11 protein-coding genes, 20 tRNA genes and 3 rRNA genes are annotated in these 19,730 nt (G+C 42.3%); 28 read left to right on the top strand and 6 right to left on the bottom strand.

Features of this window, described 5'->3' with window-relative positions; translation table 11 throughout:
• Positions 1 to 187 precede the first annotated feature (187 nt).
• The 4 genes from MKY80_RS18085 (at position 188) to MKY80_RS18070 (ending at position 5,179) form a co-directional block, all read left to right on the top strand.
• Positions 188 to 1,381: an ornithine--oxo-acid transaminase gene (locus tag MKY80_RS18085; RefSeq protein WP_008178160.1), complete on the top strand. Its 1,194-nt coding sequence runs from the start codon at positions 188 to 190 to the stop codon at positions 1,379 to 1,381.
• 84 nt (positions 1,382 to 1,465) lie between these two features.
• Positions 1,466 to 2,710, top strand: coding sequence for a Glu/Leu/Phe/Val dehydrogenase (locus MKY80_RS18080; RefSeq protein ID WP_008178162.1), 1,245 nt, complete (start codon positions 1,466 to 1,468; stop codon positions 2,708 to 2,710).
• A gap of 218 nt (positions 2,711 to 2,928) precedes the next feature.
• Positions 2,929 to 4,092, top strand: coding sequence for an iron-containing alcohol dehydrogenase (locus MKY80_RS18075; protein ID WP_089986785.1), 1,164 nt, complete (start codon positions 2,929 to 2,931; stop codon positions 4,090 to 4,092).
• 355 nt (positions 4,093 to 4,447) lie between these two features.
• On the top strand, positions 4,448 to 5,179 hold the full coding sequence (locus MKY80_RS18070; RefSeq protein ID WP_342530525.1) for a hypothetical protein: 732 nt from the start codon (positions 4,448 to 4,450) through the stop codon (positions 5,177 to 5,179).
• A 99-nt stretch (positions 5,180 to 5,278) separates the two neighbouring features.
• Here MKY80_RS18070 and MKY80_RS18065 read toward each other — a convergent pair whose 3' ends face one another.
• Together MKY80_RS18065 and MKY80_RS18060 are read right to left on the bottom strand one after the other, a co-directional pair.
• Positions 5,279 to 6,262 carry a cation diffusion facilitator family transporter gene (locus MKY80_RS18065; protein ID WP_008178167.1) on the bottom strand — a complete coding sequence of 328 codons (984 nt, stop codon included), beginning with the start codon at positions 6,260 to 6,262 and terminating at the stop codon, positions 5,279 to 5,281.
• A gap of 13 nt (positions 6,263 to 6,275) precedes the next feature.
• A complete protein-coding gene (locus tag MKY80_RS18060; protein WP_342530522.1) occupies positions 6,276 to 6,998 on the bottom strand; it encodes an MgtC/SapB family protein in 723 nt (240 codons plus the stop codon).
• Positions 6,999 to 7,645: 647 nt separating this feature from the next.
• Here MKY80_RS18060 and MKY80_RS18055 point away from each other — a divergent pair.
• The 24 genes from MKY80_RS18055 to MKY80_RS17940 all read left to right on the top strand — a co-directional run bounded on the left by MKY80_RS18055 (position 7,646) and on the right by MKY80_RS17940 (position 15,574).
• Entirely contained in the window at positions 7,646 to 7,744 is a 99-nt protein-coding gene (locus MKY80_RS18055; RefSeq protein WP_220273102.1) for a putative holin-like toxin, read from the top strand.
• A 950-nt stretch (positions 7,745 to 8,694) separates the two neighbouring features.
• Positions 8,695 to 10,246 (top strand): 16S ribosomal RNA (locus MKY80_RS18050).
• Positions 10,247 to 10,479: 233 nt separating this feature from the next.
• Positions 10,480 to 13,407 (top strand): 23S ribosomal RNA (locus MKY80_RS18045).
• Between the two features lie 186 nt (positions 13,408 to 13,593).
• Positions 13,594 to 13,709, top strand: a 5S ribosomal RNA gene (rrf, locus tag MKY80_RS18040).
• The 16S, 23S and 5S rRNA genes sit together here with 20 tRNA genes alongside, the layout of an rRNA operon.
• 10 nt (positions 13,710 to 13,719) lie before the next feature.
• A tRNA-Val gene (locus MKY80_RS18035) sits at positions 13,720 to 13,792 on the top strand.
• A gap of 6 nt (positions 13,793 to 13,798) precedes the next feature.
• Positions 13,799 to 13,874, top strand: a tRNA-Thr gene (locus MKY80_RS18030).
• Positions 13,875 to 13,882: 8 nt separating this feature from the next.
• Positions 13,883 to 13,958 (top strand) — tRNA-Lys (locus MKY80_RS18025).
• A 23-nt stretch (positions 13,959 to 13,981) separates the two neighbouring features.
• Positions 13,982 to 14,066 (top strand) — tRNA-Leu (locus MKY80_RS18020).
• Between the two features lie 36 nt (positions 14,067 to 14,102).
• Positions 14,103 to 14,177: transfer RNA gene (locus MKY80_RS18015), tRNA-Gly, on the top strand.
• Positions 14,178 to 14,182: 5 nt separating this feature from the next.
• Positions 14,183 to 14,271, top strand: a tRNA-Leu gene (locus MKY80_RS18010).
• Positions 14,272 to 14,279: 8 nt separating this feature from the next.
• A tRNA-Arg gene (locus tag MKY80_RS18005) sits at positions 14,280 to 14,356 on the top strand.
• Positions 14,357 to 14,365: 9 nt separating this feature from the next.
• Positions 14,366 to 14,442, top strand: a tRNA-Pro gene (locus MKY80_RS18000).
• A gap of 17 nt (positions 14,443 to 14,459) precedes the next feature.
• Positions 14,460 to 14,535, top strand: a tRNA-Ala gene (locus MKY80_RS17995).
• Positions 14,536 to 14,561: 26 nt separating this feature from the next.
• Positions 14,562 to 14,635, top strand: a tRNA-Met gene (locus MKY80_RS17990).
• 6 nt (positions 14,636 to 14,641) lie between these two features.
• Positions 14,642 to 14,715: transfer RNA gene (locus tag MKY80_RS17985), tRNA-Ile, on the top strand.
• A gap of 18 nt (positions 14,716 to 14,733) precedes the next feature.
• Positions 14,734 to 14,826 (top strand) — tRNA-Ser (locus tag MKY80_RS17980).
• Between the two features lie 50 nt (positions 14,827 to 14,876).
• Positions 14,877 to 14,951: transfer RNA gene (locus MKY80_RS17975), tRNA-Met, on the top strand.
• A 3-nt stretch (positions 14,952 to 14,954) separates the two neighbouring features.
• Positions 14,955 to 15,030: transfer RNA gene (locus MKY80_RS17970), tRNA-Asp, on the top strand.
• 53 nt (positions 15,031 to 15,083) lie between these two features.
• A tRNA-Phe gene (locus MKY80_RS17965) sits at positions 15,084 to 15,159 on the top strand.
• Positions 15,160 to 15,164: 5 nt separating this feature from the next.
• A tRNA-Gly gene (locus MKY80_RS17960) sits at positions 15,165 to 15,238 on the top strand.
• Position 15,239: 1 nt separating this feature from the next.
• Positions 15,240 to 15,313: transfer RNA gene (locus MKY80_RS17955), tRNA-Ile, on the top strand.
• An 8-nt stretch (positions 15,314 to 15,321) separates the two neighbouring features.
• Positions 15,322 to 15,398, top strand: a tRNA-Asn gene (locus MKY80_RS17950).
• 11 nt (positions 15,399 to 15,409) lie between these two features.
• Positions 15,410 to 15,500 (top strand) — tRNA-Ser (locus MKY80_RS17945).
• 2 nt (positions 15,501 to 15,502) lie between these two features.
• Positions 15,503 to 15,574: transfer RNA gene (locus MKY80_RS17940), tRNA-Glu, on the top strand.
• Positions 15,575 to 15,641: 67 nt separating this feature from the next.
• Here MKY80_RS17940 and MKY80_RS17935 read toward each other — a convergent pair.
• The 4 genes from MKY80_RS17935 to nadB form a co-directional block, all read right to left on the bottom strand.
• A complete protein-coding gene (locus tag MKY80_RS17935) occupies positions 15,642 to 16,058 on the bottom strand; it encodes a VOC family protein (protein WP_008181739.1) in 417 nt (138 codons plus the stop codon).
• Between the two features lie 139 nt (positions 16,059 to 16,197).
• The gene (gene nadA, locus MKY80_RS17930) at positions 16,198 to 17,301 is read right to left on the bottom strand and encodes a quinolinate synthase NadA (RefSeq protein WP_008181741.1); all 1,104 of its coding nucleotides are present in this window, start codon (positions 17,299 to 17,301) and stop codon (positions 16,198 to 16,200) included.
• Entirely contained in the window at positions 17,288 to 18,148 is an 861-nt protein-coding gene (nadC, locus tag MKY80_RS17925) for a carboxylating nicotinate-nucleotide diphosphorylase (protein ID WP_008181743.1), read from the bottom strand. Before nadC ends, nadA begins: the two co-directional genes overlap by 14 nt.
• Entirely contained in the window at positions 18,105 to 19,691 is a 1,587-nt protein-coding gene (gene nadB / locus MKY80_RS17920) for an L-aspartate oxidase (RefSeq protein WP_107922366.1), read from the bottom strand. Before nadB ends, nadC begins: the two co-directional genes overlap by 44 nt.
• Positions 19,692 to 19,730 lie beyond the last annotated feature (39 nt).

Genomic DNA, 19,730 nt, shown 5'->3' with positions numbered 1-19,730 from the left:
TTTGTGGAACTTCTCCAAGTAATACGACCGTTGGCTAATATCGTAGCCAATTATGTAGTTACTTGGGGAGAGTTTGCAAATTGATCGTTTGAATTGTTGCTAAATTCTTAATTATTCTACTTACAGAAATACATAGTCCTTTCTTGCATAGATTTTTTATCATCATTTAGTAAGGAGAGAATAGAATATGACAAAAACTCAACAAGTTATTGAACAAACACAAAATTATGGTGCAGCAAACTATCATCCACTGCCAATCGTAATTTCAGAGGCTGAGGGTGCTTGGGTTAAAGATCCAGAAGGTAACAAATATTTAGATATGTTATCAGCTTACTCAGCTGTAAACCAAGGACATCGTCACCCAAAAATTATCGCTGCTTTAAAAGAGCAAGCTGATAAAGTAACATTGACTTCACGTGCATTTTACAGTGAAAACCTTGGTGAATGGTATGAGCTAGTAGGAAAGTTAACAAATAAAGAAATGGTATTACCAATGAATACTGGTGCTGAAGCAGTAGAGACTGCATTTAAAGCAGCTCGTCGTTGGGCATATGATGTAAAAGGCGTAGAAGAAGGCAAGGCAGAAGTGATTGCATGTAATGGTAACTTCCATGGTCGTACAATGCTTGCTGTATCTCTTTCTTCTGATGAGGAATACCGTCGTGGTTTCGGTCCAATGTTACCAAACGTTAAATTAGTAGACTACGGTAATCTTGAAGCATTAAAAGCAGCTATTACACCAAACACAGCAGCATTCTTAATTGAACCAATTCAAGGTGAAGCTGGTATTGTTATCCCAACAGAGGGCTTCCTAAAAGCAGCTCGCGAACTTTGCCGTGAAAACAACGTATTATTCATTGCTGATGAAATCCAAGCAGGTTTAGCACGTACTGGTAAAATGTTTGCTTGTGATTGGGAAGAAGTAGAACCAGATATGTACATCTTAGGTAAAGCATTAGGTGGCGGTGTATTCCCAATTTCTTGTGTAGCTGCGAACCGTAATATTCTAGGTGTATTCAACCCAGGCTCACACGGATCAACTTTCGGTGGAAATCCTTTAGCTTGTGCAGTTTCAATTGCATCTATTAAAGTATTATTAGATGAAAAATTAGCTGAACGTTCACATGAACTTGGTGAATACTTCAAAGGTAAGTTAAGAGAAATTAATAACCCAGTTATTAAAGAGGTACGTGGTCGTGGTTTATTTATTGGTATGGAATTAACAGAGGCAGCTCGTCCATACTGTGAAAAACTAAAAGAATTAGGTTTATTATGTAAAGAAACACATGATACAGTTATTCGTTTTGCTCCACCACTTGTTATTTCACAAGAGGATTTAGATTGGTCAATCGAACAAATTGAAAAAGTATTTAATCTTTAACAAAATGTTCACATTTTAATTCGGAAGTATGTTACAATGATGCCGATATACTATCATTAAATAAAACAAAGAGGCGATTTAATAATGTCTGAAAACTTAAATCTTTTCACATCAACACAAGATGTCATTCAAGATGCTCTAAACAAACTTGGCTATGATGAAGCAATGTATGAATTACTAAAGGAACCGCTTCGCATGCTACAAGTACGTATCCCGGTGAAAATGGATGATGGTACAACAAAAGTATTTACTGGTTACCGTGCACAACATAACGATGCTGTAGGACCAACTAAAGGTGGGGTTCGTTTCCACCCACAAGTGTCTGAGGAGGAAGTTAAAGCGCTTTCAATGTGGATGACATTGAAATGTGGTATTGTCGATCTACCATATGGTGGTGGTAAAGGCGGTGTCATCTGTGATCCTCGTCAAATGTCTATGGGCGAAATCGAGCGCTTAAGCCGTGGTTATGTACGTGCTGTAAGTCAAATCGTAGGGCCAACAAAAGATATTCCTGCGCCAGACGTATTTACAAATGCACAAATTATGGCATGGATGATGGATGAATATAGCCGTATGGATGAATTCAACTCTCCAGGCTTTATCACAGGTAAGCCACTAGTTCTTGGTGGTTCACAAGGTCGCGACCGTGCGACTGCACAAGGTGTTACAATTGTAATCGAAGAAGCAGCGAAAAAACGCGGTATTGATATTAAAGGTGCGCGCATTGTTATTCAAGGATTTGGTAACGCAGGTAGCTTCCTTGCGAAATTTATGCATGATTTAGGTGCAAAGGTAATCGGTATTTCGGATGCTTATGGTGCACTTCATGATCCAGAAGGTTTAGATATCGACTATTTATTAGATCGTCGTGATAGCTTTGGTACTGTAACAACTTTATTTGAAAACACGATTTCAAATAAAGAATTATTAGAACTTGATTGTGATATTTTAGTACCTGCTGCAATTGAGAATCAAATTACTGCTGACAATGCACACAATATTAAAGCTAATATCGTAGTAGAAGCAGCAAATGGTCCAACAACTGCTGAAGCAACTAAAATTTTGACAGAACGTGGCATTTTACTTGTACCAGACGTATTAGCATCTGCTGGTGGAGTTACAGTTTCTTACTTTGAATGGGTACAAAATAACCAAGGTTATTATTGGACAGAAGAAGAAGTTGAAGAACGTTTATACAAAAAAATGGTTGAAGCATTTGATAATGTTTATACAACAGCTACAACACGTAACATTAACATGCGCTTAGCAGCTTATATGGTTGGTGTTCGCCGCACTGCAGAAGCTTCACGCTTCCGCGGATGGGTTTAAGAATATTCAATTTACAACGAGTTTCTCCTATAGTTAATGGGAGGACTCGTTTTTTTGCGTCTCTTTACAAATTTGAAGAAATGTTAGAATGCATTCCCCTTATAAAACCCTTTAATAAATCGTCCAAACGGAATCTAATTAAACAGGTATGCCGAACGTTTATCTTTGCTTTCTTGAACAGAAATATGAGAAAATCCAACTAGAAAGGGGCGAATTAAATGGATTCATTTACATTTTTTAACCCAGTGAAACTTCATTTTGGTGAAGATGCACTGGAAAAGTTACCGAAGGAATTAGAGCAGTATGGAAAAAAAGTATTGGTTGTATATGGTGGCGGTAGCATCAAGACGAATGGTGTCTACGACGCGGTTATTGACAAATTACAGCAAGCAGATAAAACAATTTTTGAATTAAGTGGTGTAGAACCTAATCCACGTGTGGAAACAGCTAGACGTGGTATTGAAATTTGTAAAACAGAGGGAATTGACTTAGTTCTTGCAGTTGGTGGCGGTTCTGTTATTGATTGCTCCAAACTAATTGTTGCTGGTGCAAAATATGATGGGGATGCTTGGGATATCGTTAAACGCAAGGTATTTGTAGAACAAGCTTTACCATTAGGAACTGTCTTAACCTTGGCCGCTACAGGCTCTGAAATGAACTCTGGGTCAGTTATTACTAATGCCGCTACAGAAGAAAAATTAGGCTGGGGTAGCCCTGCGGCATTCCCGAAATTCTCAATCTTAAATCCTGCGTATACGGTGTCTGTACCTAAAAATCATACGGTTTATGGAATCGTTGATATGATGTCACATGTATTCGAACAGTATTTCCATAATACAACGAATACACCAATCACTGATGAAATGTGTGAAGGTGTATTACGTACGGTTATTACGACAGCACCTCAATTATTAGAGGATCTAGAGAATACACAGTTACGTGAAACAATTCTATTAGCAGGAACAATTGGATTAAATGGATTCTTATCAATCGGATCTCGTGGGGATTGGGCATCTCATAATATTGAGCATGCTGTATCGGCAGTATATGATATTCCGCATGCAGGTGGTTTAGCTATTCTTCAGCCTCATTGGATGCGTTTAAGTGTACCAGTGAATCCTGAGCGCTTTGCGGGTATAGCAACACGAGTATTCGGGGTGGATGCAACAGACAAAACGGTAGAAGAGGTTGCTTATGAAGGGATCGATCGCTTATCAGCATTTTGGTCATCATTAGGGGCACCAAATCGTTTAGCCGATTATAATATTGATGATTCGAAATTCCAGCAGATTGTAGAGCATGCAATGCAAAATGGTCCATTTGGAAACTTCCATCAGTTACAAGAAAAAGATGTACGTACTATCTTACAAAATTCCCTTTAAAATAATGATTGCGTGTGAGGCTATGTAGTTAGCCTCACACTTTTTTATTGTAGGTTAAGAAAAATTAACGAATCTTGTTGAATTTTGTCGTAGAAGTTTCTTAAGACCTACAATATAATGAAATAGTTAGATATTCAAAGGGGTGTAATAGTTAATTTTATTAAGAGAAGTGAAAAAAGTCATGATTTTAATCAAAATATTTAACTTAAATTGGATATTTTAATACATATTAGACTTTGTGATTGCTAGAGAATGATGGTATTTGTCGCAATAGCTCCATTAATGTAGGGTTGTTCAGAAACTGTTTAGCCACCTTTATTAAAATAATGACTTAAACAAAGGGGAGAGGGATGGAATGTTGAAGCAATTGCTTAAGGATCGTGTGGTTACATTAAGTTGTAAAGAGATACCATTTCAGCGGCATGTTTATAAAATGCAAAATTGTGTAGAAGTTTTGGGGATTGAAACAAAATCGATACAAATTGAAAATGATAACATTGTTACGGGTTACATGGCTGATCAAAGTATTTTCTTTAAAAGTTTACATTTTGGGCAAACGAACATTACTTTTTCGAATGGTGTAAATAAGGCAAGTGGACATTTATTTGTCCGTCCTTCTGGGGGAATTGTGGTAGAGGTAAAACCATATTTAGGAGATGCTGAAATTGTTCCGGTTTATTTTCGAACAATATTAGCAGATACAGTTATCGCAATTGATTTAAAAGGTGCTTTAAAGCATTATTTGGTAGCCCATCAATTCATGAAACGTGAAGATTCAATTTCTGAAGTGCATTACCGATCCATGCATCCTAACGTATTAAAAGATTCTTTTGCTGGTCATTTTGTTTTAGGCTGTCATGTGGACGGTAGGGATATTCTAAATGCCCAAGAATATGCTTTAGCCAATCGACAAGCTACTTTAATGTTTTCAGAAATAGTCATTCAACAAAATGGTACTAAGAAGACCGTTGTTAGTAATCAATTCCTAACATTTATGATAACCAATCAAGTCTTTGTAAGCTACGAGTCCATCCCTGACAATCTAAGGGAAACAAATTTTGATCGGGATCAATTAATATCAGTTTAACAAAAAGCCAACTGCCTGAAATGAACTGCCCTGTAAAAGTTAGATTGATGTCTAACTTTTTGGGGTGAGATCAAAACAGGGCAATTGGCTTTTTAGCTTCTACAATTCATGATTAGGTCTGTCGCCAAGATGTATCCAGCTAGCTTTTCCGTCATCTTCATCAAATAAAATGGCGACCTTCGATACACCTTTCTGACTTAAAATAACTTCTGTCAAATGATCTCGAACATCATCTAAAAAAGCTAAGGATAGTTTAGGGTCAGCTTCTGCCACTAATTCAACATGTAAAAACTCCCCTTCTTTAATGACTTCAAGGCGTACAATATCTTTAATATTTGGATCATCCATCACAAGATGGGCGATATGATTTAACATTTCTTCATCTGTCTCACCGATTACACCCCGAGCATTGTCTAAGAATACTTTACCAACAACATAAAACATCATTGCCCCAATAATCATGGAAACAAGACCTTCTATTCTAGTCCACCCTGTAAAATGAGCGATAACAATAGCAATGAAGGCTAAAATATTTCCGCTTGTAGCGACTAAATCTTCCATAAACACTAATTTAGTCGCAGGCTTGGCGCGGTTTAAATAATTGAAAGCTTTTGGGATGGATGTTATACCTGCTTTTTCTTGCCCAGCTTCATGTAATACTTCTACTGCTGCTTTAGCAAGTACTGTACCCTCTAAAACAATACCTATAAATAAAACTCCAAGTGCGATGAGTACCCCACTTGATTCACCAGTAGGGTGGATAAAATGATGCCATCCTTCTTTGATTGTTTCATAAGAAAGAATTGCTACGATAATAACTGCAAATAAGCATACTAAATTGACAATACGACCGAAGCCGCTAGGGAATTTCTTTGTAGGTGCTTTTTTCGATAGAGCGGAGCCTATATACACGAACAATTGGTTAGCTGCATCTCCAAGTGAATGCATCATTTCTGCGAACATAGCCACATTACCTGTTAAGAAAAAGGCAATGCCTTTAATAATACCTAAAAAGGCATTGACACAAGCCGCCATCAGGGAAGGTTTGTTACCATCCTTTAGTAGTTTAAATAATTCTGCCATAAAAATCCTCCAACTAGTTTAAAATTTCCATTTCGATTTTTTTAATATATGATAATGTTCTTAATGAACGGTAAAACGACAGTAAATTATCAGAAACAATTAAGGACAAACGTAAATCCAACTCATGTAAAACATTATCATTTTTTAAAGGTACATCTTTAATACGGATGTTTTCGATGATGATATTGTTGTTCTTAAGGAATAATAGAAAGGATTCCGTATGTTTGTCATCATCAATTTGAACCTTTAGTAAAATCTCTCTCATGCGAATACGTTTTGGTCCAATTTTCATTAGGAAAGGAGAGAGAATTTCAATTCCGAAAACGATGATAATGACAGCTAACGTTGCATCCATATAAAAACCAGCGCCTACAGCGATTCCGATGCCGGCAGCTCCCCATATCATGGCCGCAGTCGTTAAACCAGAGATGCTATCATTGCCACGTCTTAAAATTACGCCTGCTCCTAGAAATCCAATCCCACTGACAATTTGGGCTGCTAAGCGAAGGGGATCCATTGTAATATTTATATCTTCTCTAGAAGGGGTGGAGTAAGCTGTTTCAATGGAAATAATGGTTAGCAAACAACTGAATGTTGCTATGACTAAACTTGTCTTTAATCCAACTGGTTTCTTCTTTAATTCCCTTTCAATTCCGATGACTAAACTTAATGTGGCTGCTAAAACTAATTTTATGCCAACTTCATATGTAATCATATTTTCCAATAATGTTCCCATACACGACCCTCCATAGATGTTTCGCATTGCTAAGAGATATGCAACCAGTCATTATTATATGTGTATTACTTTTTTGTATTGTACAACATGGAAGTAAGGAAATATATGTGTTTTATTTTATAGGGATCTAAAAATTCATTTATACATCCATTTCGTAATTGATATGACTTTGGTTCTAGGTCGGTTATTTATGTAAAGCAAGCATCTACGTAAGCGAATATCATAGCATTTTCCCATATGCTCTTTTCTAATTTAATGATGGCGACTCTGTTCTTAGGGGAATGGACAAAGCGTTATTGATAGTAGGGAATGAGACTACTGATAGGGGGAAATAAAAGATTAATGATAAGGAAAGTTTTTATTCGCATTTTCAATAAAGAATGCTGATCGGATTCGGGAACCTAATTGCGGCTCCAGGCCTAGATCATACTAAAAATGTAAAGGGGAGATGAAGCAAACGGCGAGCTTGTAACAAGAATTGACGAGAGGTTATGATCAGATTTATATCCTAATTAAATTTCCAAAAACTATATTTCATTCACATAAAATGGTATAATAAAGGGGTAACTAGATAGAGGTTTCATGGGCGGTAAGCATACATTCTTCACCCGTTCTTCAGGTTTCTGGAGGGGAAGGAGGTGTTGCTAATGACAACTTACGAGGCAATGTCCTTAATGATCAGTTTTAGTGGATTGATTGTTTCGGTAATTGTTCTGTCATTTACTTTTTCTCAGAAAAAAAAGTAAACCGCCCCTGCCCTCCAAGCATGTGAGTGGTTTACTCCTTCATTATGCAAATCGCCTTTGAAGCGATTCGTCTGTTACATGACCATTTGGTGGTGACACACCAAGTGGTCCTTTTTTTATATCCATCTTCATGAAAAATTATAACATGCATTGTTAAATTACTCAAATTAATTGGAAAGAGTACAACTCTAAATTTATATAGGATACAAGGCATGCAAGAAGCACTTAGGATTACATTGGACGTATGCTTTCTATATATAGATATTCCAAAATCCAGATTGAAGATAACGATAGAAGATTCGTTCAATCAACATGTTCATTTGAAGTTTCGTCAGAATAAGTGTTGAGAAAAATGGGATGCACTCACTTGCTACATCTTATTATATAATAGGACGGAATATACGTATGCGATGAGCGTTGGAATGGCTGATGATGTTGATAGTACCATCATTTATTTGATCTGTAATGTAAAGAAGATCAAGTGGACCTTATAAGGGATGGGGTTGGTTTTTCTTAATAGTGTTAGTATCTAATTTATTTGGCCATACTTTGTTTACTTGTTTTTTTGACTATGGCTGAACATGTTAGTACTGCTATTTATTGTTTTAGAAGGGAGCGCTCTATTGTTTGTTATTGATATAAAAAAAGATTTTTAACTTTTTTTCAAAAAATGCTTGATTTTTAAAATGCTATATTATATATTATTACTTGTCCTTAACAAGACAAAACACTTTGAAAATAAAAAAACAAAAAAGTTGTTGACTTCTTGTTATAAACGAGTTATCATAATGAAGTCGCTGAAAACGACTGAGATAATAATGAACTTTGAAAACTGAACAAGCAAAACGTAATCAATAAAGTTTTAAGTAACTAGCCTAGCTAGTGAACGAAACAAAAATTTGGACATCAAAATTGATGCCAGCAAAACAATTTGAGCTAATCAAATTTCTTTTATGGAGAGTTTGATCCTGGCTCAGGACGAACGCTGGCGGCGTGCCTAATACATGCAAGTCGAGCGAACAGAGAAGGAGCTTGCTCCTTCGACGTTAGCGGCGGACGGGTGAGTAACACGTGGGCAACCTACCTTATAGTTTGGGATAACTCCGGGAAACCGGGGCTAATACCGAATAATCTGTTTCACCTCATGGTGAAACACTGAAAGACGGTTTCGGCTGTCGCTATAGGATGGGCCCGCGGCGCATTAGCTAGTTGGTGAGGTAACGGCTCACCAAGGCGACGATGCGTAGCCGACCTGAGAGGGTGATCGGCCACACTGGGACTGAGACACGGCCCAGACTCCTACGGGAGGCAGCAGTAGGGAATCTTCCACAATGGGCGAAAGCCTGATGGAGCAACGCCGCGTGAGTGAAGAAGGATTTCGGTTCGTAAAACTCTGTTGTAAGGGAAGAACAAGTACAGTAGTAACTGGCTGTACCTTGACGGTACCTTATTAGAAAGCCACGGCTAACTACGTGCCAGCAGCCGCGGTAATACGTAGGTGGCAAGCGTTGTCCGGAATTATTGGGCGTAAAGCGCGCGCAGGTGGTTTCTTAAGTCTGATGTGAAAGCCCACGGCTCAACCGTGGAGGGTCATTGGAAACTGGGAGACTTGAGTGCAGAAGAGGATAGTGGAATTCCAAGTGTAGCGGTGAAATGCGTAGAGATTTGGAGGAACACCAGTGGCGAAGGCGACTATCTGGTCTGTAACTGACACTGAGGCGCGAAAGCGTGGGGAGCAAACAGGATTAGATACCCTGGTAGTCCACGCCGTAAACGATGAGTGCTAAGTGTTAGGGGGTTTCCGCCCCTTAGTGCTGCAGCTAACGCATTAAGCACTCCGCCTGGGGAGTACGGTCGCAAGACTGAAACTCAAAGGAATTGACGGGGGCCCGCACAAGCGGTGGAGCATGTGGTTTAATTCGAAGCAACGCGAAGAACCTTACCAGGTCTTGACATCCCGTTGACCACTGTAGAGATATAGTTTCCCCTTCGGGGGCAACGGTGACAGGTGGTGCATGGTTGTCGTCAGCTCGTGTCGTGAGATGTTGGGTTAAGTCCCGCAACGAGCGCAACCCTTGATCTTAGTTGCCATCATTTAGTTGGGCACTCTAAGGTGACTGCCGGTGACAAACCGGAGGAAGGTGGGGATGACGTCAAATCATCATGCCCCTTATGACCTGGGCTACACACGTGCTACAATGGACGATACAAACGGTTGCCAACTCGCGAGAGGGAGCTAATCCGATAAAGTCGTTCTCAGTTCGGATTGTAGGCTGCAACTCGCCTACATGAAGCCGGAATCGCTAGTAATCGCGGATCAGCATGCCGCGGTGAATACGTTCCCGGGCCTTGTACACACCGCCCGTCACACCACGAGAGTTTGTAACACCCGAAGTCGGTGAGGTAACCTTTTGGAGCCAGCCGCCGAAGGTGGGATAGATGATTGGGGTGAAGTCGTAACAAGGTAGCCGTATCGGAAGGTGCGGCTGGATCACCTCCTTTCTAAGGATATTTTCGGAATACAAACCTTGGGTTTGTAAGATTACGTTTTGCGTTCAGTTTTGAAGGTTCATTCTTCTGAATGAAATACTTCAAAACTTGTTCTTTGAAAACTGGATAAAACGACATTGAAATAGTAACAAACACATTTATTTTTTAAGTTTTTTATAGGCTTAATAACATTAAAAGGTTTCAAGACACGAGCAGTTAAATGCGATGTGTATTGAAAGCTGATAGGTTAAGTTATTAAGGGCGCACGGCGAATGCCTTGGCACTAGGAGCCGAAGAAGGACGGCACTAACACCGATATGCTTCGGGGAGCTGTAAGTGAGCTTTGATCCGGAGATTTCCGAATGGGGGAACCCACTACGTTTAATCGCGTAGTATCTTGACGTGAATACATAGCGTCTTGAAGGCAGACCCAGGGAACTGAAACATCTAAGTACCTGGAGGAAGAGAAAGAAAAATCGATTCCCTGAGTAGCGGCGAGCGAAACGGGAAGAGCCCAAACCAAGAGGCTTGCCTCTTGGGGTTGTAGGACACTCAATACGGAGTTACAAAAGAGCGAGTTAGATGAAGCGACTTGGAAAGGTCCGCCAGAGCAGGTAAAAGCCCTGTAGTCGAAAGTTCGTTCCCTCCTGAGTGGATCCTGAGTACGGCGGAACACGTGAAATTCCGTCGGAATCCGGGAGGACCATCTCCCAAGGCTAAATACTACCTAGTGACCGATAGTGAACCAGTACCGTGAGGGAAAGGTGAAAAGCACCCCGGAAGGGGAGTGAAAGAGATCCTGAAACCGTGTGCCTACAAGTAGTTAGAGCCCGTTAATGGGTGATAGCGTGCCTTTTGTAGAATGAACCGGCGAGTTACGATTACGTGCGAGGTTAAGCTTTAGAAGGCGGAGCCGCAGCGAAAGCGAGTCTGAATAGGGCGAAATAGTACGTGGTCGTAGACCCGAAACCAGGTGATCTACCCATGTCCAGGGTGAAGGTAAGGTAACACTTACTGGAGGCCCGAACCCACGCACGTTGAAAAGTGCGGGGATGAGGTGTGGGTAGCGGAGAAATTCCAATCGAACTTGGAGATAGCTGGTTCTCTCCGAAATAGCTTTAGGGCTAGCCTCGTGATGAGAATACTGGAGGTAGAGCACTGTTTGGACTAGGGGGCCATCCCGGTTTACCGAATTCAGACAAACTCCGAATGCCAGATATTTATACACGGGAGTCAGACTGCGAGTGATAAGATCCGTAGTCAAAAGGGAAACAGCCCAGACCACCAGCTAAGGTCCCAAAGTAATCGTTAAGTGGAAAAGGATGTGGCGTTGCACAGACAACCAGGATGTTGGCTTAGAAGCAGCCATCATTTAAAGAGTGCGTAATAGCTCACTGGTCGAGTGACGCTGCGCCGAAAATGTATCGGGGCTAAACGATTCACCGAAGCTGTGGATTGACATCTACGATGTCAGTGGTAGGAGAGCGTTCTAAGTGCGTTGAAGTCAGACCGGAAGGACTGGTGGAGCGCTTAGAAGTGAGAATGCCGGTATGAGTAGCGAAAGACGGGTGAGAATCCCGTCCACCGTATGACTAAGGTTTCCTGAGGAAGGCTCGTCCGCTCAGGGTTAGTCGGGACCTAAGCCGAGGCCGATAGGCGTAGGCGATGGACAACAGGTTGATATTCCTGTACCACCTCCTCACCGTTTGAGAAATGGGGGGACGCAGTAGGATAGGGTAAGCGCGCTGTTGGTTATGCGCGTCCAAGCAGTAAGGCGTGTGTGTAGGCAAATCCGCACACTGTAACGTTGAGCTGTGATGGCGAGTCCGTATGGACGAAGTTCCTGATTTCACACTGCCAAGAAAAGCCTCTATCGAGGTGAGAGGTGCCCGTACCGCAAACCGACACAGGTAGTCGAGGAGAGAATCCTAAGGTGTGCGAGAGAACTCTCGTTAAGGAACTCGGCAAAATGACCCCGTAACTTCGGGAGAAGGGGTGCTCTTGAGCGTGCAAGCGCATGAGAGCCGCAGTGAATAGGCCCAGGCGACTGTTTAGCAAAAACACAGGTCTCTGCAAAACCGTAAGGTGACGTATAGGGGCTGACGCCTGCCCGGTGCTGGAAGGTTAAGAGGAGTGGTTAGCGCAAGCGAAGCTGCGAATTGAAGCCCCAGTAAACGGCGGCCGTAACTATAACGGTCCTAAGGTAGCGAAATTCCTTGTCGGGTAAGTTCCGACCCGCACGAAAGGCGTAACGATCTGGGCACTGTCTCAACGAGAGACTCGGTGAAATTATAGTACCTGTGAAGATGCAGGTTACCCGCGACAGGACGGAAAGACCCCGTGGAGCTTTACTGTAGCCTGATATTGAATTTTGGTACAACTTGTACAGGATAGGTAGGAGCCAGAGATCTCGGAGCGCCAGCTTCGAAGGAGGCGTCGGTGGGATACTACCCTGGTTGTATTGAAATTCTAACCCATGCCCCTTAGCGGGGCAGGAGACAGTGTCAGGCGGACAGTTTGACTGGGGCGGTCGCCTCCTAAAAGGTAACGGAGGCGCCCAAAGGTTCCCTCAGAATGGTTGGAAATCATTCGTAGAGTGTAAAGGCACAAGGGAGCTTGACTGCGAGACCTACAAGTCGAGCAGGGTCGAAAGACGGGCTTAGTGATCCGGTGGTTCCGCATGGAAGGGCCATCGCTCAACGGATAAAAGCTACCCCGGGGATAACAGGCTTATCTCCCCCAAGAGTCCACATCGACGGGGAGGTTTGGCACCTCGATGTCGGCTCATCGCATCCTGGGGCTGTAGTCGGTCCCAAGGGTTGGGCTGTTCGCCCATTAAAGCGGTACGCGAGCTGGGTTCAGAACGTCGTGAGACAGTTCGGTCCCTATCCGTCGTGGGCGTAGGAAATTTGAGAGGAGCTGTCCTTAGTACGAGAGGACCGGGATGGACACACCGCTGGTGTACCAGTTGTCTTGCCAAAGGCATCGCTGGGTAGCTATGTGTGGACGGGATAAGTGCTGAAAGCATCTAAGCATGAAGCCCCCCTCAAGATGAGATTTCCCATTACGCAAGTAAGTAAGATCCCTCAAAGACGATGAGGTAGATAGGTTCGAGGTGGAAGTGTGGTGACACATGGAGCTGACGAATACTAATCGATCGAGGACTTAACCAAAATGTTTGAAACATTCAATGAACCGTTTATCCAGTTTTGAAAGAATAATTTCTTTTATGAAGGGTTTCAAGATACGAGTAGTTCGAGGAAGCAATAGAGAGAGGGAAGGAGCGTACTCAAGTACGTGACTGACTGAACGACAGAAGCTGACGAAGAAATGCTATGTATATTGAAAGCCGAAAATAGTCTAGTGATGATGGCAAAGAGGTCACACCCGTTCCCATACCGAACACGGAAGTTAAGCTCTTTAGCGCCGATGGTAGTTGGGGGCTTCCCCCTGTGAGAGTAGGACGTCGCTAGGCATAATACCCAGGAGGATTAGCTCAGCTGGGAGAGCATCTGCCTTACAAGCAGAGGGTCGGCGGTTCGAGCCCGTCATCCTCCATCATTTGCCGGTTTAGCTCAGCAGGTAGAGCAACTGACTTGTAATCAGTAGGTCGTGGGTTCGATTCCTATAGCCGGCACCATTTCAGACGAGCCATTAGCTCAGTTGGTAGAGCATCTGACTTTTAATCAGAGGGTCGAAGGTTCGAGTCCTTCATGGCTCACCATTTATAAGTACCAACCATATTAAGCGGGTGTGGCGGAATTGGCAGACGCACTAGACTTAGGATCTAGCGCCGCAAGGCGTGGGGGTTCGACTCCCTTCACCCGCACCATTTTTCAATATGCCAGATAAAAAAACTTATGCACATGCGGAAGTAGTTCAGTGGTAGAACACCACCTTGCCAAGGTGGGGGTCGCGAGTTCGAACCTCGTCTTCCGCTCCAAATGTGCCGGGGTGGCGGAACTGGCAGACGCACAGGACTTAAAATCCTGCGGTAGGTGACTACCGTACCGGTTCGATTCCGGTCCTCGGCACCATTTTATATGCGCCCGTAGCTCAATTGGATAGAGCGTCTGACTACGGATCAGAAGGTTATGGGTTCGACTCCTGTCGGGCGCGCCATAAGAACAACGGGAAGTAGCTCAGCTTGGTAGAGCACTTGGTTTGGGACCAAGGGGTCGCAGGTTCGAATCCTGTCTTCCCGACCATTTCCAAAAAATATTATGGGGCCTTAGCTCAGCTGGGAGAGCGCCTGCCTTGCACGCAGGAGGTCAGCGGTTCGATCCCGCTAGGCTCCACCATAGTAATTAACCAGTATAAAGATCCTGGCGGCGTAGCTCAGCTGGCTAGAGCGTACGGTTCATACCCGTAAGGTCGGGGGTTCGATCCCCTCTGCCGCCATCTTAAGGACCTTTAGCTCAGTTGGTTAGAGCAGACGGCTCATAACCGTCCGGTCGCAGGTTCGAGTCCTGCAAGGTCCATCATTTATATATTATTACGGAGGTATACCCAAGTCTGGCTGAAGGGATCGGTCTTGAAAACCGACAGGCGGGTAACACCGCGCGGGGGTTCGAATCCCTCTACCTCCTCCAGTTTTATTCATAAATGGTGCTTTAAAAACTCGAAAAGACAATAAGATTATCGCGGGGTGGAGCAGTGGTAGCTCGTCGGGCTCATAACCCGAAGGTCGTTGGTTCAAATCCGGCCCCCGCAACCAAATGGTCCCGTGGTGTAGCGGTTAACATGCCTGCCTGTCACGCAGGAGATCGCCGGTTCGATCCCGGTCGGGACCGCCATTTTTTTATAGACATGAGAAGCAAAAAGTGAGCAAGCTTAGCATGGACGAAATGGGTCAGTAGCTCAGTTGGTAGAGCATTAGATTGAAGCTCTAAGTGTCGGCGGTTCGATTCCGTCCTGACCCACCATTTATGCGGGTGTAGTTTAATGGTAAAACCTCAGCCTTCCAAGCTGATGTCGTGAGTTCGATTCTCATCACCCGCTCCAAGGGCCTATAGCTCAGCTGGTTAGAGCGCACGCCTGATAAGCGTGAGGTCGATGGTTCGAGTCCATTTAGGCCCATTATTTATTCCGAAGTAGCTCAGTTGGTAGTAGCACCTGACTGTTAATCAGGTTGTCGCAGGTTCGAGTCCTGCCTTCGGAGCCATTTTTTTGTGTGGGGAAGTACTCAAGAGGCTGAAGAGGCGCCCCTGCTAAGGGTGTAGGTCGGGTAACCGGCGCGAGGGTTCAAATCCCTCCTTCTCCGCCATTGGCCCGTTGGTCAAGTGGTTAAGACACCGCCCTTTCACGGCGGTAACACGGGTTCGAATCCCGTACGGGTCATACAAAAAACAGTAGATGCATGTGCGTCTACTGTTTTTTTATAGAAAACTAATATAAGATAAACGATTTACTCTTGATTCATTGCATGCTCATCCATATAAACTACTTCCCAAATATGCCCATCTAAATCTTGAAAACCCCAGCCATACATAAATCCATGATCCTGTGGATCACTATAAGGTTTACCCCCGGAGGCAAGTGCCTTATTTACTAGCTGATCTACTTGCTCGCGATTTTCTGCAGATAGACATAAAATTGCTTGGGCAGAAACAGTAGTATCCGGTATCTCCTTGTTACTAAATCCTTTGAAGCGATCTTCGACCATTAGTAAAGCAAAAATATTTTCGCTAATAATCATTGAGGAAGTTGTTTCATCACTGAATTGTTGATTGAACTCAAAACCTAACTCCTTAAAAAATGACGTGGATTTGTTTACATTTTTTACTGGTAAATTAATGAAAATATTTTTCGATTGAAAAGACATTTCTTATCACCTCCAAATCGACATTATCATAAAAAATAAATGAGTGTCAATTTCAGGAGGTAACCAGATACTTAATTTTATGAGCAAATAAAAAGCAGAAATATTGTTTTTTACAACATCTCTGCTTTAAAATCGTAATTTATCTTCTTGCTAACATTCTTTCCAGAGAACTAAGAGCTTCAGTGCTAGTATGGCTATCAACTTGAATACGGTTATGTGGTTGACCTTGTTCAATGCTTTCTAAGCACCATAGTAAATGGGGGAGATCAATGCGATTCATTGTTAGGCAAGGACAAAAGTTTTCATTTAAAGAGATGATCTGTTTATCTGGATGCTGCTTTATAATACGATTGACCAGATTCATTTCTGTCCCTATTGCCCATGCAGATCCACTAGGTGCTTGACTAATTGTATCGATAATGTACTTAGTTGAACCAGCATCATCAGCCGCATCTACAACTTCACGACTACATTCAGGGTGAACAATAATTTTCATGGCTGGATATTCCTTACGAACAGTCTCTGTATGTTGAACTGTAAATCCTTCATGTACAGAGCAATGACCCTTCCACAGAATAACTTGGATGTTCTCAAGAGGCTGTTTAGTTTCAAGTATATTTTTATGCGGATTCCAAACGGCCATATTCTCGAGTGGAACACCTAAGTCATAAGCAGTATTTCTGCCTAAATGTTGGTCGGGTAAAAAGAAGATACGCTGTTTTTGTGTAAATGCCCACTGAACAAGCTCTTTCGCATTAGAGGATGTTACACATGCACCACCATGTCTTCCTGTAAAGGCTTTAATAGCGGCTGTTGAATTAACATAGGTAAGTGGAATGATCGTATCACCAAAGAGCTGCTGTAAAATGGGCCATGCTTGTTCAGTTTGATAAATATCAGCCATGTCAGCCATCGAGCAACCTGCACGCATATCTGGTAAATATACATGTTGCTGTTTTGATGTTAGCATATCAGCAGTTTCAGCCATAAAATGTACCCCACAAAATACGATGTGCTCCGCCTCTTTGTTTGCTGCAGATAATTGAGCCAGCTGTAAGGAATCTCCCGTTGCATCAGCAAATTGGATAACTTCATCTTTTTGATAGTGATGACCCGGAATAAAAAGCTTAGATCCTAATTTCTTTTTGATGGATAAAATACGAGATTCCATTTCCGTTACGGATAATGCTCGATAATGCTCAGGAAGTAACGTCGTCTGCTGTAATAAACTAGTGATGGACAATGGAATAGCCTCCTTTCATTTGTACAAGGGCGCTAATGTCAAAGGCTTTGACAGAGTGGGTTAGAGAACCAAGTGAAATCCACTGTATACCAGTTTGAGCATAAGCTCTTATATTTTCAAGAGTAATGCCACCTGACGCTTCAGTCGTGATAGAAGAAGGAACAGCAGGCAGCCATGCACGTATTTCTTCAGGACTTCGATTATCAAACATTATAATATCTGCTCCAGCTAAAATGGCTTCATCTAGCTGTTTTTTTGTTTCTATTTCCACTTCAATTTTAACGGTATGACCAACTTTTTCTCTAGCAGCCTGAATGGCGTTTGTCATGCTACCAGCAAAAGCAATATGATTATCCTTTAGCATGATTGCATCAAATAGGCCATTGCGATGGTTAAAAGCACCACCGATTCGAACAGCATATTTATCAAGCATACGCAAACCAGGAATCGTTTTACGGGTATCACATATTTTTGTGTTCGTTCCTGCAATTTCCTGTACTGCTAGGTGAGCCGCCGTAGCTATTGCAGACATCCGTTGTATAAGATTTAAAATTACGCGTTCTCCCATTAATAATTTTTGTAAGGGGCCATCTATAATAGCAATGACGTCGCCAGCCTCTACGGCTTCCCCATCTTTTTTAGGAAGGTTGACTTTTATAGACCGATCTAGTACGTGAAAGCCATGCTCAATAATAGGTGCGCCACAAAAAATGCCACTTTCTTTGGCATAAAATGAAAAAGTTCCTTGCTCTTTAGGAGAAAAAATATATTCACTCGATAAATCCCCATCACCTATATCCTCATTAAAAAATTGTTTGAGCATTTCCTCGAGTTTGATGATATTCATACAATGAATTCCTCACTTTCATTTGTCCTTGCGAAAAAATAATCCATCGGTTTGCCCACTTTGCTACCATCGCGGGTTTATCGCTACGAATGTGGGCTCCACGTGTTTCAGTTCTTGTAATGGCCGCATGGGTTATTAATGTGGCGACAACATGCATCATATATAGTTCCAGCTCAGTCTGTTGCAAACCCTTTAAATTTGCATGGAGAAGTGCTTGTATAGAGGGTAATTGCTGGAGGGAATATTGCAAATCGTCACCGTTCCTAACGATACCTAAGTACTGCATCATATGTTGCTGTAATTGTTGTTTGCTAAATAATGAAGGCATTGAATCGACATTTTTATCGCTAGCAAGTAAGAAATCCTTTTGACTACAGCCTTGTTGGATAATGAAATATGCCATTCTGTGACCAAAAGTAATCCCTTCTAATAGGGAGTTACTAGCTAAACGATTTGCTCCGTGAACACCTGTACAGGCCACTTCGCCGATAGCATACAAGTTGGCTATAGTGGTTCTGCCTTTATCATCAGCAATAATACCGCCCATTAAAAAATGACTACCTGGTGAAACAGGAATCAGGCCATCTTGTAAGTCAATATGGTTGTTACGGCAAAGCTGTGTGATTGATGGAAATTTTACATCGAAATTTTGGATGGAGGATATATCAAGGAATGTTTCCTCACCAGCCGCCCGTTTCTTAAATAATGTGAGTGCTGTAATATGTCTTGGCGCTAAATCAAGTTGTGCATGGATGCCCTTCATAATTGGACGACGTTGGGCATCGACAAAAATACCACCAGCTCCTCGTACCGCTTCAGAAATCAATCCTTTTGCCTCGTTTTCACACCAAAGCAGACTTGGATGAAACTGCATAAATTCCATATCACTGATGGCAGCTCCTGCTCGAAAGGCTAAAGCAATACCATCACCAGTATTTGTTGGGTAATTAGATGTACTTGAATAAAGTGCTCCTGCACCACCTGTCGCTAAAATAACATGATGGGCAAAGTAGCGTTTAGTGCCTTCGCTTCCTTTTGTAAGTACACCTACACAGTCACCATTTGTATTTAGTAAAAGTTCATAGGCCATTTCATAGCAATTTACCTTTGTATTAGGAGAAAGTTTATGAAGCAAGTAATCTATGAAAATTTGACCAGTACGATCACCACCTGCATGGAGAATACGATGATGGCTATGTGCTCCCTCCAGACCTAGAGCAGGAGCTCCATTGCTATTCCGATCAATGGGGAATTCAGCTTGAAGGTAGTTACGCATTATTTTTGTGCCTTCTTCTATGAGCGTTTGGACATTTCTACCTTCATGATGAAACTCTCCGGCCTTCAATGTATCCGCAATATGGCAATCAATATGATCCTCCTCACTTGTCACGACGGCAATGCCACCCTGTGCACGATAGGAACTGCTCGTATGGACGGATGATTTTGTAACTATTTGTATTTTAAAATGTTCTTCGAGGAGTAGAGCTGCCTGAAGTGCTGCAATACCACTACCAATTATAAGGACGTCTGTCTTTACATCCATAGTTATACCTTCTTTACAGTTGTCTTGACACTTATCTTT

The sequence above is a fragment of the Lysinibacillus sp. FSL R5-0849 genome (genome assembly GCF_038595075.1).
GTDB classification, from domain to species: Bacteria; Bacillota; Bacilli; order Bacillales_A; family Planococcaceae; genus Lysinibacillus; species Lysinibacillus fusiformis.
This window is presented reverse-complemented; position numbering and strand designations above follow the sequence as displayed.